Raw genomic sequence first — 14,719 nt, forward strand, 5'->3', positions numbered from 1 at the left:
GGGTCCGGGTCAGAGTCGGGATCAGAATCGATAGGTCAGGTCGAACACGATGCGCAGCTCGCGCTCGCGCTGGCCGTCATAGGGCCGGCTGGTAGCGGTGACGGTGGCGCCCACGTCGAACACGTCGTTGGTGCGAAAGCGCTGGCCGTAGCCGAGCAGCAGAATCGCGCCGGTGCCGAAGCCTTGCTGGCTGTACGTGCCGGCGCCCGCCAGGAACTGCTGCTCCCAGGCGGTCTCGTAGCGGCGGTACAGCGTGTGCGTGAGCCGGGCCGACGGCAGCACCGTCAGGTCGGCGCGCGGGCTGTAGTACGACACGTCGGTGCGGCTGTTGCGCGAGCTCCACAGGTCCACCAGCAGGTCGGCCTTCAGGTGCGGCGCGGTGTAGATCCGCTGCACGCCGGCGATGCCGCCTTCGAGCCGGTCATTGCCGTCACTGAAGTGCGACGGCGCCACCGTCAGCATCCACTCGCTGGCCTCGCTGGCGCGCCAGCGGCCGTAGACCTGCACGGTGTTGGCATAGACGCCATTGAGCAACGCCTGCAGCGGCGTCGCGGTCGAGCGCAGCGCGGCCGAGGCGCCGATGCGCCAGCGGTCATCCAGGTCATAGTCCACCGCCACCCGGCCGCCCTGCCGCACGCCATAGCCATACCAGTGCGTGGACAGCTCGGCCTCGACGGTCAGGTCGCGCACGCGCCGCTGCACGCCGGCGCGGGCCCAGCGGTAGTCGACACGCCCTTCGTCGAAGCGGCCGGTGGCATAGCCCACGCCGCCGAAGGCGCGCCAGTCATAGTGGATCGGCGGCGTGTACAGCACCGACTCGATGCCGAAGTTGCCGTCGCCCACCACCGGGCTGTCGTTGGCCAGGCCGCGATAGCCTTCGATGCGCAGTTCGGCCTTGTTGTGCACGGCCCATTCGCGCGCCAGGCGGCGGGCGGTCAGGTCCTCCGGGAAGCGAGCCAGGGTATCGTCGCGCAGCATTTCCGCCTGGCGCCATTCCTGCAGGTCGAGCGCGGCATGGCCCTGCTGCACTTCCACCGCGAGCGCGCGCGGCGCCAGCGCTTCGGCGGCCTTCAGTTCCTGTTCGGCGGCACGCGGCCAGCCGCGCGCCAGGTAGACATTGGCCAGGCCCGCGCGCAGGCCGGAATGGCCGGGCGCGTTGCGCACCAGGTCTTCCGTGCGCTGCTGGGCCTGCATGGTGTCATCGGCCTGCAGGCGCGCGCGCGTGGCGGTCTGCTCGGCGGACAGCCACAGGTCGTTCGGCTGCCGCGTCGGCTGGCCGCGCACCCAGAGCCATTGCGGCTGCTCGGTGCGGGCCTCGCTCACCACCTCGCCCGCGGGCTCGAAGGCTTCGGCTTCGGCGTTTGCGTAGTACAGGCCGGTCTGGGCCTTCAGGCGCGTTTCGGGGTCGAGACCGAGCGGATAGGCTTCGCGCACCTGGCGGAACAACTCGGTGGCCTGTTCGGGGTGGCGCAGGTAGAGGTAGGCCGAGGCCACGTCGCCCAGCGCGTAGACGGGCACCGCAACGTCCTCGGCGCGCAGCGCCTCGTAGCTGTCGACCACGTCCTGCATGCGGAAGCGCGCGTGCAGCGCGCCGAGACGGTCGATGCGGGCGCGCCGGTACAGGGTCTCGCCTTGTCCTGCCTTCGCGCCCTGACCTTGCAGCACGGGCAGCAGCGCATCGTAGCGCGCCAGCGCGCGGTCGGCGATGGCAAAGCGCTCGGCTTCCATCCGCGTGGGCATGTCAGCCAGCCGCACCAGTTCGGCGGCGGCATCCAGTTCCAGCGTCTGCCGGGCCGCGCTATCGAACAGCGCCGGATGCTCGCCGGCAACGCGCAGCGCGGCATCGGCCAGCCCGGCACGCTGCAGCGCGGCCACGTATGCGCGCACGGCGTCGGCGCGTTTGGGTGCACGGGTGTAGGCCTGGTCGGCCTCGAACAGGGCCTCGTACGGTTCTCCGGCGCTGGCCTGCGCGTAGGCCAGCACCAGGCGGCTGTCGACGTCATCCGGCTGGCTGCGCACCAGTGCCTGGCCCGCTGCGACGGCTTCCGCGGCCTGGCCGCTGTCGGACAGCACCCCGACCTCGCCCAGCGCAAACACCGCCTCGTCGGGGAAACGCCGGCGGCCTTCGCGGTAGCGCGCCAGCGCCTCGTCCCAGCGCTTCTGGTCGCGCAGCGCGCCCGCCACCGCGGCCAGCACCTGCGGCGGCGCGGACCGCGCGACGCCCGCCTGCTCCAGTGCTCCGTAAGCGGCCAGCACCTCGCCGGGGCGCCCGGCCCAGCCGGCGATGATGATCCGGTCAAACGCCGCGCGCCGGTCCGAGGGAGCGCTGGCTACGCGCTCGCGCAACATGGTCAGCGCACTGGCGTAGTCACCGGCGCGGGCGCGCTGGATCAGGGCATCGTATGCGGCGTCAGCCTGCGCGGGTGCCGGCATGCAGCAAAGCGCTGCCGCCAGGCCCGCCGCGAGCCCGGCCGGCATGCGCCGGCGCAAGGTCTTGCGCCGGGCCGCACCGGTGCCGGCACGCGAAGGTTGCGTCATCAGTGAATCCATGGGATTCGCAGCCTGTCTCTTGTTATGCCCGAGCGCCGGCCCGCCTGCTGGAAGCGTGCGCGCGCCTGGGGTCCGTTATCGGCAGATGACATGCGGCACGGAGACACGGAACCCGATCGGGCCTGGCCGCAGGAGAGAGAGGCGGCAGGACAGCCCTACGGGATCCGGCGGGCACCGAGGAACCACGCCGGATGGCCAGCCCGCGATGGGCATGGCGTCGTGCAGACGCTACCGCCGCCTGGGGCGGGGTGCGTTGTCGCAAATCGGGGGGAATTGTAAGCGCTGTTTAGCGCTGCAAATCGTTAACATTCGCAAACGAATTTACAACTTGCTTCGAATTCCAGGTGCGAATTCTGTTCGCAATCCGCGATACAGGGCAATACCCGTTCGGGGGAAACATTACACACTTTTTACCGGCTTGCCTTGTCCGGCCTGGCTTGGCGCCGCGCGGGCCGCAGGGTGAGGCGGGGGTTTTGAGGCGGGTTTTCCGCGAACTTAGGTAATGGCCGACATAACCCATGCTCCCGAATATCTTTTCTATTTCGCGAGCCGGCAAATGTCCCTAATTCCATAACTCAACCAAATGGCGGATTTATGAACGATTAAATGCCGGCCGTGGGGCGGCGGCCAACCACCTGGCCCGCGTGACCGAGTAGGCAGCGGCGTCCATCTCCTGGCCGGGGACGACGCCAGCCACTTCGGCCAGCCCGCCACTTTGTATCGCACTGTATCTGGCGCGGTCCCGGACATGAAATGTTGCATTCCGGCGCTGCGGGGAAACAAGCGGGATACGCGTGGGCGCTCCAATGCGGTCATCGACCCAACCGGAGCCCGACGATGCCCGCCTGCCCTGCCCTGCCTGCCTGTGTTGCGCGGTGTGCCGCGCCGCACTCCCGCCGGAGCCGCCAATGATCGACGCGCTGCTCGCCTTCCTTGCCGGCGTGCTGACGATCGCATCGCCGTGCGTGCTGCCGGTGCTGCCGATGCTGCTCGGCGCCTCCCTCGGCCAATCCGACCGCTTGCGCCCGCTGGCCATCGCGCTGGGCTTCGTGGCCGCGTTCTCGGCATTCGGCATTGCCTTCGGCGCGCTGTCCAGCGCCTTTAGCGATGCCCATGGCGTGGTGCGCAACGCCGCCATCCTGATCCTGCTGGTGACCGGACTGGCGCGGCTGTGGCCCGCCGGGTTCGCGCGGCTGGCCGGGCCGTTCGGCGGCATGGCCGAGCGCCTGGCGGACAGGTTCGGCAGCGTGGGCGGCAGCGGCATGGCCGGCGGCTTCGTGCTGGGCATGTCGCTGGGCGTGGTCTGGACCCCGTGCGCCGGGCCGGTGCTGGCGTCGATCCTGGCGCTGGTGGCCAAGGCCCAGGACCTGCGGCGCGCCACCGCGCTGCTGGGGGTGTATGCCGCCGGCGCGGCCATCCCGATGCTGCTGATCGCCTACGGCGGCCAGTTCGCCACCACCCATGTGCGCCGGCTGGCGCGCCACACCCAGCGGCTGCAGCAAGGCTTCGGCGCGCTGGTGGTGGCCACGGCCATCGCCATGTATTTCCAGTACGACACCCTCGCCGTCGCGTGGCTGACGTCGCTGGTTTCCTTCACCTGAATCCCCTGGCTGAATCCTTCCCGACTGTCCGACACGGAGACTGCACCATGCACCGCATCCTGCGCACCCTGCTTGCCACCACCGCCATCCTCGCCGCCACCCACGGAGCCCCCGCTTCCGCCGCGCCGGCGGACTTCGGCAAGGCCCCCGAATTCACCGGCATCGAGAAATGGCTCAACTCCGAACCGCTGACCCTTGCCGGCCTGCGCGGCAAGGTCGTGCTGGTCGATTTCTGGACCTACGACTGCATCAACTGCATCCGCACCCTGCCCCATGTGCGCCAGTGGTACGACAAATACCGCGACAAGGGCCTGGTGGTGGTCGGCGTGCATACGCCCGAGTTCGGCTTCGAGAAGTCCACCGCCAATGTCCAGGCCGCGATCAAGCGCTTCGACATCCGCTACCCGGTGGCGCAGGACAACATGTATGCAACCTGGAATGCCTGGCGCAACCAGTACTGGCCCGCGCTGTACCTCGTAGATGCCGGCGGCAACGTCGTCTACAAACACTTCGGCGAAGGCAACTATGCCCAGACCGAGGCGGCCATCCAGAAGGCCCTGGCTGCCGCCAGGCCCTGACCCCTCCGGCGCGCGTTCGCGCGCCTGCTTTCCTCTCTCTTGCCGTCCATGGCGACGGCACCCCTCCTGGCACGCCACCCATTCCGGCCGAGCTTGCCGGCCCACCCCGAGTCCTTTCGGATATTTCCTAGGGTGGCACCAAGGGGGCCTCCATACACTGCCCCTTGTCCCCGCCACGCCCGGACCTGGCAAGGCCACAGCGGCCTGCCGGGGGCGCGGCGGGACAGGGCGAGCAGCCCGCTTCTGCAGCGCACCGACAGGTTGCCGCGGCTGCCGCCGGTCCATCAACCCTCGACAAAGCCATCATGACGCAAACCAAGCTTTTCGCCGCTCTCCTCCTGGCCGGGACCGCACTGGGCGCGCAGTACGCCCATGCCGCCGACGGCACCATCACCTTCAACGGCATGGTCACCGCGCAGACCTGCACCATCAACGGCAACGGCAGCGGCAGCAAGAACTTCAGCGTGAACCTGCCGACGGTTTCGGCCTCGACACTGCAGGGCGCCTCCACGGCCGGCCGCACGCCGTTCTCCATTGCGCTGACCAACTGCACGCCGACGTCGGGCAACGTGCATACGTTCTTCGAGTCCGGCGCCACCACCGACCTGAGCACCGGCAACCTGATCCTCGACAGCGGCCCGGCACCGGTTGCCACCAACGTGCAGATCGGCCTGCTGAACGCCGACGCTTCGCCGATCAAGGCAGGCTTCGCCGATGCCCAGCAGAACTCCAAGGCCGTGGCGCTGAACAACGGCGCCGCCACGCTGCAGTACTACGCCCAGTACGTGTCGACCGGCAACGCCGGCGCCGGCTCGGCCAATTCGAGCGTGATGTACACCATCGCCTACGAATAAGCCGTCACGGCGCTACCGCGGAGCGTGTTACCGGCCGCTCCGCGGCTTGCCAGGCAAGCCGCCGGTCATGACGCACCGATGCCGCCAATCCAATGACATCGACCTTCAAGACTCTCGTTGCCGGCTGCGCCTGCGCCGTTTCGCTCATGGGCGCACTGCCCGCGCAGGCTTCAGTGGTGATCGCGGGCACCCGGGTCATCTACCACGCCACCGATGCCGAGGTGACCATCAAGCTTTCCAACGAAGGGCAGACACCTGCGCTGACGCAATCGTGGATCGACAGCGGCGACCTGCGCGCGGCGCCATCGGCGATCGACGTGCCGTTCATGCTGACGCCGCCGGTGTCGCGCATCGATCCCGGCAAGGCCCAGACGCTGCGCATCGTCTATACCGGCGAACCCCTGCCGCAGGATCGGGAGTCCGTGTTCTGGCTCAACGTGCTGGAAGTGCCGCCGCGGCCCGCTGCCGAGGACGCCGACAGCAACAAGCTGCAACTGGCGTTCCGCTCGCGCATCAAGCTGTTCTTCCGGCCGTCCGGCCTCAAGGACAGCGCCGCCGATGCGCCGGCGGCGATCCGCTGGCGCATGACGCGCGCCGGTTCCCATGCCGCACTGGAAGCGCATAACCCGACCGCGTACCACGTCTCCTTCTCCGGTGTGGAACTGCTTGGCGGCGGCAAGACCGCCAGGTCCGAGGACGGCAGCATGGTCGCGCCTGGCAAGACCGCCATCTTCCAACTGGCCGGCGATGCCATGTCAGGCGCGGACAGCAAGGTGCGCTACCGCGCGATCAGCGACTACGGCGGCGAGATCACCGGCGAAGCAATGCTGGACACGTCCGTGCCAGCCGAGCCGCCTGCGCCGTCCAAGCAAGACACCCATCAGCCTTAGCGGCCCTCCTGTACGGGTGCGCCGGGTTTCCGGCCCGGCCCACCCGAACCCTCCCCTCCCGCCCGACGATGCCGCCTACGCGGCAGGGCCCGCTGTTGCCCGCGGCTGGCATGCGGATCGTCCGCGGCTTGCCCGCGGGCCGGCACTGACAGCAACGAGCATGCAAACATTCCCTCCTATTCCTTCCAGGCTGCGCCCGGCAAGCGCGGTGGCATTGTCTCTGCTCGCCAGCGTCGGCACTTTCGCCGCCAAGCCTGGCATGGCCGTCACAGCGGCCGCGGCGGCAGCTGCGGCTACAGCGGCCACAGCCGCCGGCGGCGCGCCGCTGGTCGCCGAGGTCGACTTCAACGACACCTTCCTGCGGCAGCCGGGCGGCGCCCGCCTTGACCTCAGCCGTTTCAACCAGGGCAACCCGGCCGCGCCCGGCGAATACCGCGCCGACCTCTACGTGAACCAGGTCTGGCTGGGCCGCGCGCCGGTGCTGATGAAGCAGGTCGGCGACGACCCGCGCAATGTCCAGCCGTGCCTCGACCGGGGACTGCTGGAGCGCATCGGCGTGGACCTACACAAGCTTGCGCCCGAGGCCGCCGCGAGGCTGGAGGACGCGCATGCCTGCGCGCCGTTGCCCGAGCTGGTGCCCGATGCAAGCGCCATCTTCGACAATGGCGAACAGCGTCTCGATGTGTCGGTGCCGCAGGCTTCGATGGTGCGGCAGGCGCGGGGCTACGTCGATCCACGCTACTGGGATGACGGCGTGCCTGCCGCGCGCCTGCAATACATGGGCAACGTCTACCACCTGGATAGCGCCGGCCTGTCCAGCACGCAGGCGTACCTGGGGCTGAACGCCGGCTTCAACGTCGGTCCATGGCGCTTCCGCCACGTCGGCAACCTGACGCGCGACGAATGGGCGGGCACGCATTACCAGAGCGTGCAGACCAGCCTGCAGCGCGCGATCGCACCGCTGCGCAGCCAGCTCACCTTCGGCGATGCCTTCACCGACGGGGTCATGTTCGACAGCGTCGGCTTCCGCGGCGTGCAGCTGGCCACCGACGACCGCATGTATCCCGAATCGCAGCGCGGCTACGCGCCGACCGTGCACGGCATCGCCAACAGCAACGCGCGCGTGCAGGTGCGGCAGAACGGCAACCTGCTGTACGAAACCACGGTCGCGCCCGGCCCCTTCGAGATCAACGACCTCTACCCGACCGGCTACGGCGGCGACCTGGAAGTGCTGGTGACCGAGGCCGACGGCAGCGTGCACAGCTCGCGCGTGCCCTACGCCGCCGCGGTCAACGCCTTGCGCCCCGGCGTGACCCGCTACAGCGTCACCGCCGGGCAGTACCGCAACAACGCCGTGCACGGCACGCCGATGATGGTGCAGGCCACGGTACAGCACGGTTTCACCAACCTTGTGACCGGCTATGGCGGTGTGACGGCGGCGCGCGACTATGCCGCCGCGGTCGCCGGCATTGCGCTGAACACCGACCTGGGCGCAATCGGCGCCGACCTGACCCAGGCTTACGCGCGCCTGCCCAACCAGGCCAGCCGCAACGGCCAGAGCCTGCGGCTGTCGTATAGCAAGCTGCTGCTGCCGACCAGCACCAACCTGACGCTGGCTGCCTACCGTTATTCCAGCAGCGGCTTCCTCAGCCTGACCGACGCCGTGGCGCTACACGAACTGGACAGCCGCAACCTGGCATACCTGTCGAACGGCGTCACGCGCGGGCGGCTGCAGGTCACGATCAGCCAGGCACTGGCGCCGGGATACGGCAACGTGTTCCTGGCCGGCTCGGTGCAGGACTACTGGAACCGTGACGGCACCGACACCCAGTTCCAGTTCGGCTACAACAACGTCTACAAGCGCATCAGCTACGGTGTGACCGCCGCCCGGCAGTTCAACGTCGGCGTAGGCCGCTGGGAAAACCGGGTCATGCTGAATGTCGGCGTCCCGCTCGGCACCAGCCAGCATGCACCCTACGCGCTGACCAGCTTCAGCCGCGACTCGCGCGGCAGCACCACCTTGCAGGAATCGGTCACGGGCACACTGGGCGTCGACAATGCCTTCAGCTATGGCGTGAACGCCGGCTATATCGGTGGCGGCGGCGCGCGCGACAGCGCCAGCGTCGGCGCCAATGCCAGCTATGCGTCGCCGATGGCCACGCTGACCGCCAATGCCAGCACCAGCCGCGACTACACCCAGGCCGGGCTGGGCCTGAGCGGCGGCATCGTGGCCTACGCCGGCGGTGTCGCCTTTACGCCGACGGTAGGCGACACCATGGCCATCATCGAGGCTGGCGATGCCGCCGGTGCGCGCATCACCAACGGCAGCGGGCTGCGCATCGACCCGTGGGGCCATGCGATCGTGCCGACGCTGACGCCGTTCGCCAGCAACCAGGTCGAAATCGATCCCAAGGGACTCCCACTCAGCGTCGAACTCAAGGCCACGCAGCAACACGTGGCGCCGACCTCGGGCGCCGTCGTCAGGATGGCCTTTGAAACGGTCAATGCCGGCCGCAGCGCGCTGGTCCGTTCCACGGGCGCAGATGGCACCCCGGTGCCCTTTGGCGCGCAGGTATTCGACGCGCTGGGCAACGAACTCGGCACGGTCGGCCAGGGCGGGCGCGCGATCGTGCGCGGGCTGCACGAAGACCAGGGCCGCCTGACGGTGACATGGGGCAAGGGCGCAGCCGAATCCTGCGCCTTCGACTATGCGGTCACGGACGGCCAGCGCAGCGACGCGCCCTGGCTGCTGCTGCCGGACAGCCAATGCCGGTGAGGTCACGTCGGGAGGAGCCCGGGAGCCAGCACAGGAGGGAACAGGAGGCAATGCAGGAGCCGTTTCGGATAAATCCGATGCATCGACATCGCGGGCAAACCTATCTTCTTGAAGAAGTCAACGCGGCATGGAAAGCCGCTACAGCGCCGCACGTCTTTGATCATCGGTTTTGCCGATTCTTGGGATACCCCAGCAATGACCTCCAACGTACTCGTCCTGCTCGACCGCGCCACGGCATGCGCCCCTGCGCTCGAGCTGCTGCAGCGAACCGCAGGCCTGCGCTGCGAAGCCGTCACCGACATCGACGCAGCGGTGCAGCGCCTTGGCGCAGCCCGCTGGGAACTGCTGCTGTGGGCGGCGCCGCTGCGCGGTACCGCCTTCGCGCGCCTGGTGCAGGCGCTGTCGCGGCGCCCGCAGCGCCCGCTGCTGGTGCTGGCCACCGCCGACGACCCCGCCCTGCTGACCGCAGCCATGCGCTACGCCCACGGCTGCGGCGTCACCGTGCAAGGCTACGTGCGCGGACCGCTCGACGGCGCGGCAGTCTCGGCGCTCCTGCATGGCCGGGGTAACGCCGCGGTGCCAGGGCCCGCCATCCCGCCGGTGCATGGCTTCGGCGGGAGCCAGCCGGATGCGGCGCCCGGCCGCGACGAGATCGCCGTGGCATTCCTGCCGCAGGCCTGCGCGACCGACCCAGGCGATATCGAAGCGGTGGAGGTGGTGCCCTGCTGGCGCCATCCTCTCCATGGCGGGCCTGCGGGCCAGCGCTTCCTGCCGCCGCCGGCCGACGGCGAAGTCGCGCTGCGGCGGCTCAGCCAGGTGCTGGGGCTGGCCGCGGCGGCGCTGGCGGCGTGGCTGCCCCTTGGCTTCCACCCGTCGCTCTCCTGCCCCTTTCCGCTGGCGCTGCTTGACCTCGACGACTGCGCCGGGCGCGTGGCGCGCGTGATACAGGATCACGGCTTGCATGCCAGGGACCTTACTTTCGAACTGGACCTGTCCGGCGGCGACCACGACCTCCATGCCATGGCTCCGGCGCTGCTGGACCTGCGTGCGGAGGAGCTGGAGTTTGCCGTGTCCTGCGGGGCACGCCATGACGGCATCGGCTATGCCACGCTGCTCGACGTGCCGGTCAGCGAGCTCAAGCTGGCGCCGGGGCTGACCGACGGCGTGGCGTTCGACCCCCACGTGCAACAGCTGGTGGCCGGCATGGTCGCGCTGGCCAAGCGGCTGGACATCCGTGTGGTCGCCACTGGCGTGGCGCAGCCGGAGGACTTTGCCGTGCTGCGTGACCTGGGATGCGATTTCATGCAGGGGCCGGTGGTTGGCGGACTGTGGCCCGCGGCATCGCTGGCGCGGCCATGCGTGCCCTGGCATGCCGACGTGCAGCACGCCTGAAGCGCCGCCTGACCCTTTGTCGCCCGCCCCCCGGGCGTAGGGCACCGGATTCGGAATACTCCTACCCGGCACCTGCGGTGGCCTTCCTACTATTCGCCCTGCGGAGCCCTTTCCGCCCTGCGGCAACCTCTGCCGCTTGCGCAACGTCAGTGTCGCATCTTGCGAACTGTGCATAGTCGAGAATCAAAAGGGGCGCGCGCGCTGCGGCATTTTCCATCCAGAAACGCTGGCACCGACCCCATCCATACAGCATTGCCGGGACAAGACACACCGGCCCAGGGGGAAATCAGCATGGACCAGGATCGGAGCCGGCGCCACAGGGCTGGGCGGGCTGGCGGCACGCCGCGCCGCGTTGCCGGCGCCGCCACCTTCGCCCTGCTCCTGGCCTGCCTGCTGGCGCCGGCTGCCGCGCAACTCGCTGCACAACCGCCCGCCCCCCACGGCGCGCTGGCGCCCTGGGCGTGGCCGCTGGCGCTGCTCAGTGCCGCCGCGCTGCTGGCGTTGGCCGTCAACTACCTGCGCCTGCGCCGCCAGGTACGGCTCACAATCCATGCCGAGACCCTGCTGCAGCGGCAATTGGCATTCAAGAACGCCCTGCTCGGCGCGTTGCCCTATCCGGTGGCTGCGCGCGATGCCGCGCAGCGCTACATCGAGGTCAATCCGGCCTTCGAGGCCCTGTGCGGATTCGGGCGCGACGACATCATCGGCCGGCCCGCCGGCGCCGCCATCTCGGGCCAGAGCGCCGAAGTCACGGCCGCTACCGACTCGCTCTGCCGCGAGGCCCTGGCGACCATGGCGCCGGCCTGCTTGCAACTGGACATCCGCAGCAACGGCGGGAATATCCGCCGCGTCCTTTACTGGGCCAGCCCCTTCCGCGACGGTGACGGTGACGGCAGCACCGGCGGCGTGATCACGACACTGGTCGACATCACCGAGATCTGCGAAGCGCAGCAGCGTGCGCGGCTGCTGGAACGGCGCCTGCAGGACGTGACCAGCAGCTTGCCAGCCATCGTCTACCAGATCCGCAAGCCCCATGATGGCAGCCCGCCGGCCTACACTTACGCCGCCGGCGGCACCGACTCCTCGCTCGGCATCACGCCGATGGCCCTGATGACGCCGCCCGGTGCGGTGGGCCGCCACCTGCATCCGGACGATATCGCGCTGGTGCACGATGCGCTTTCGCGGCCGCCACCCTGCACGCCGGTAGATCTCGACGTCCGTGTGCTGGGCCGGCATGGCCTGCGCTGGGCCAGAATTCGGTCGGTCGGCCGCTACGAGGGCGATGCCACGGTATGGAGCGGCGTGGTGGCCGACGTCACCGACCAGCACCGCCAGGCCGCGGCGCTGGCGCGCGCCAAGGATGCCGCGGAAGCCTCGCTGCGCGCCAAGGAAAGCTTCCTGGCGATGATGAGCCATGAAATCCGCACCCCCCTGAACGGCGTGCTCGGAATGGTCGAGGTGCTGCGGCGCACGAAACTGGATACCGAGCAGCACCGCATGCTGGCGCTGGCGCAGGAGTCAGGCTACGCGCTGGCGCAGATCCTCGACGACGTGCTCGACTACGCCCGCATCGAGGCCGGCCGCCTGGCCATCCTGCCTGCGCCGATGGACCTGCGCGCCTTGTCCGACAGCGTGCTCGGCCTGCTCGCGCCGCAGGCGCACAACAAGCAGCTGCACCTGCGCGTGCATATCGCCGCCGAGGTGCCCGCCAGTATCGAGGCCGACACCATCCGGCTGCGCCAGATCCTGTTCAACCTGCTGGGCAACGCCATCAAGTTCACCGACCACGGCTCGGTGACGCTGCGGCTGGAAGCCGCTCCGGTACAGGACGGCGCGGTGCTGGTCATCCTCAGCGTCAGCGATACCGGCATCGGCATCTCGCCGGAAGACCAGGGACGGCTGTTCGCCCCCTTCGTGCAGAGCGAGCAAAGCTCCGCGCGGCAGCATGGCGGCACCGGCCTGGGACTGTCGATCTGCAAGCGGCTGGCGGACCTGATGGGCGGCAAGCTGTCGATACACAGCGAGCCCGGTGAAGGCACCCTGGTGTCGCTGCGGCTGCGTTGCCCGGTCGTTGCCCGCGATTACGACCTGCCGGCGCTGCGCGGGCGCACCGTGCTGCTGGACCTGGCCGACGCCGCGCTGGCCGGCACCCTGCGGCAGCATGCCAGGGCCGCGGGCATGCGCGTATTCGATCCAGCGGGCCAAAGCGAGTCCGGGTCCGAGTCCGGGGCCGGGTCCGACTGCATCCGCCTGACCGATGCCGGGCCGCCTGCCGGAGAAGCTCCCGCCGCTGCCCCCGCGGACCGGGTCGTCCATATCACGAGCACGCCCAAACAGCTCGGCTTCCGCGTCTGCGAATCGGGCGTCAGGCTGAGCCAGAACCCCCTGCGCTGGTCGGCTTTCCTGGGTGCCATGGAGGCGGCGCTGGGCATGCCCGACGCCGGTGCCGGTGCCGGTGCCGGACAGGAGCCCGCCGCGGGCGCCGACGGCCCCGACATCTCCACGCATCCCGCCGATCCTGTTGTGGTGACCACACCCGACGGCGAACCCGTGCACGTGCTGGTCGTCGAAGACCATCCGATCAACCGGGAACTGATCCGGCAGCAGCTGGACGTGCTCGGCTACGCCCGCACCGTCTGCCGCGACGGCGCCGAGGCGCTGGCCAGGCTGCAGCAGTCGCGGTTCCACCTGGTGCTGACCGATTGCCATATGCCGGGCATGGACGGCTTCGAGCTGGCGCACGCCATCCGCGCCAGCGCAGACGCGCGCGTGCGCGGCCTGCCCATCGTCGGCGTGACCGCCACCACGCTCGCGGAAGAGCATGCACGCTGCTTTGCGGTGGGCATGAACCAGTGCGTGCTCAAGCCCACCACGCTCGCTTCGCTGCAGGCGGCGATGTCGCGCGCGCTGGAATTTCCGGAAGCCATCGCGGATGCCATCATCCCCAGCGGCCGGCAAGGCCCGCCGACGGAAGCCGCGCCGCTGCGCTTCGAGCCTGCCCGTCTGTGCGCCGGGCAGCTGGGCGGTGCGCTGGGGCCGCCGCCCTGGTCCGGGCCCATGCTGGCGACCTGCATCGGGGCGCTGCGGGCCGACCGCGATGAACTGAAGGCGCTGCTGCCCGGCGCGGCAGTGGGCGAGCTGCGGCGCTGGTGCCACCGTGCCAGCGGCGCGATGTCGGTGTTCGGGCATGCCTATGTCGACCAGCTCGTCGACCGGTTCGGCGCCGCCCTGAAGGCCAGCGATCCTGCACGCATCCGCGCAGTCGGCGCCGTCGTGCTGGCCATGATGGAACACCTGCTCGGCGTGCTCGGGCAACAACAACAGCCAGACACAACTGGCGTGGACTGACGGCCGGCCAACCGACTCTCCGGCTCTCCGGCTCTCCGGCGATGCCACGACCAGGCCAGCGATCGCAAGACTTTGACGGGAGCTTTCGATGTTCATACGTGTCATGCTTGCCGATGACCACCCGCTGATCCTGCTGGGCGCGCGCCAGGTGCTGGGCGCCGAACTCGGCCTCACGCTGGTGGGCGAGGCCAACAACGCCGACGCGCTGTTCGACCTGCTTGGCAGCGTCGAATGCGATGTGCTGGTGACGGACTTCTCCATGCCGGGCGAGCGCAATGCCGACGGCCTGGTGATGCTGGGCATGATCCGGCGGCGCTTTCCCGCCGTGCGCATCGTCGTGCTGACCATGCTGGACAACCCGGCGCTGCTGCAGAACATGCGCGATGCCGGCGCGCTCGGCCTGCTCAGCAAGCGCGGCGACATGGCCGAACTGCCCGCCGCGATCATTTGCGCGTACCGGCATCGCGCCTTCCTTGGCAAGTCCGTGCAGAAGGCAATCGAGACGCTGCGCAGTGCGCGCGGCTCGGCAGTCCCGGCGCAGGCACTAAGCCCGCGCGAGATCGAGGTCCTGCGCCTGTACGTCGGCGGCATGTCGGTGTCGGAGGTGGCGCAGCACCTGCACCGCAGCATCAAGACCATCAGCACGCACAAGCACAGCGCCATGGAAAAGCTGGGCCTGCGCAGCGATGCCGATCTTTACCACTATGCGGTGCAGAACGGCCTGGTCTGA

General features: G+C 69.5%; 9 protein-coding genes. 8 read left to right on the forward strand and 1 reads right to left on the reverse strand.

The genetic code is table 11. The annotated features are described in order from the left end of the window. Positions 1–21: 21 nt before the first annotated feature. On the reverse strand, positions 22–2,538 hold the full coding sequence (gene pgaA / locus CTP10_RS24935) for a poly-beta-1,6 N-acetyl-D-glucosamine export porin PgaA (RefSeq protein ID WP_233528227.1): 2,517 nt from the start codon (positions 2,536–2,538) through the stop codon (positions 22–24). Between the two features lie 920 nt (positions 2,539–3,458). Here pgaA and CTP10_RS24940 point away from each other — a divergent pair. From CTP10_RS24940 to CTP10_RS24975, 8 genes are all read left to right on the forward strand, one after another. Then, entirely contained in the window at positions 3,459–4,151 is a 693-nt protein-coding gene (locus CTP10_RS24940; RefSeq protein WP_116321393.1) for a cytochrome c biogenesis CcdA family protein, read from the forward strand. A gap of 47 nt (positions 4,152–4,198) precedes the next feature. Next, on the forward strand, positions 4,199–4,729 hold the full coding sequence (locus CTP10_RS24945; protein ID WP_116321394.1) for a thioredoxin family protein: 531 nt from the start codon (positions 4,199–4,201) through the stop codon (positions 4,727–4,729). Positions 4,730–5,034: 305 nt separating this feature from the next. Beyond that, positions 5,035–5,583 (forward strand): fimbrial protein, encoded by a 549-nt coding sequence (locus CTP10_RS24950; protein WP_116321395.1) that lies wholly within the window; start codon positions 5,035–5,037, stop codon positions 5,581–5,583. 92 nt (positions 5,584–5,675) lie between these two features. Beyond that, the gene (locus tag CTP10_RS24955) at positions 5,676–6,473 is read left to right on the forward strand and encodes a fimbria/pilus periplasmic chaperone (protein ID WP_116321396.1); all 798 of its coding nucleotides are present in this window, start codon (positions 5,676–5,678) and stop codon (positions 6,471–6,473) included. Between the two features lie 160 nt (positions 6,474–6,633). Continuing rightward, a complete protein-coding gene (locus CTP10_RS24960; protein ID WP_116321397.1) occupies positions 6,634–9,249 on the forward strand; it encodes a fimbria/pilus outer membrane usher protein in 2,616 nt (871 codons plus the stop codon). Positions 9,250–9,444: 195 nt separating this feature from the next. Next, entirely contained in the window at positions 9,445–10,641 is a 1,197-nt protein-coding gene (locus tag CTP10_RS24965; RefSeq protein WP_116321398.1) for an EAL domain-containing protein, read from the forward strand. 291 nt (positions 10,642–10,932) lie between these two features. Next, the gene (locus CTP10_RS24970) at positions 10,933–13,989 is read left to right on the forward strand and encodes a PAS domain-containing hybrid sensor histidine kinase/response regulator (protein ID WP_116321399.1); all 3,057 of its coding nucleotides are present in this window, start codon (positions 10,933–10,935) and stop codon (positions 13,987–13,989) included. An 88-nt stretch (positions 13,990–14,077) separates the two neighbouring features. After that, entirely contained in the window at positions 14,078–14,719 is a 642-nt protein-coding gene (locus CTP10_RS24975; RefSeq protein WP_116321400.1) for a response regulator transcription factor, read from the forward strand.

The sequence above is a fragment of the Cupriavidus sp. P-10 genome (assembly GCF_003402535.2).
In the GTDB taxonomy this organism is placed as follows: Bacteria; Pseudomonadota; Gammaproteobacteria; order Burkholderiales; family Burkholderiaceae; genus Cupriavidus.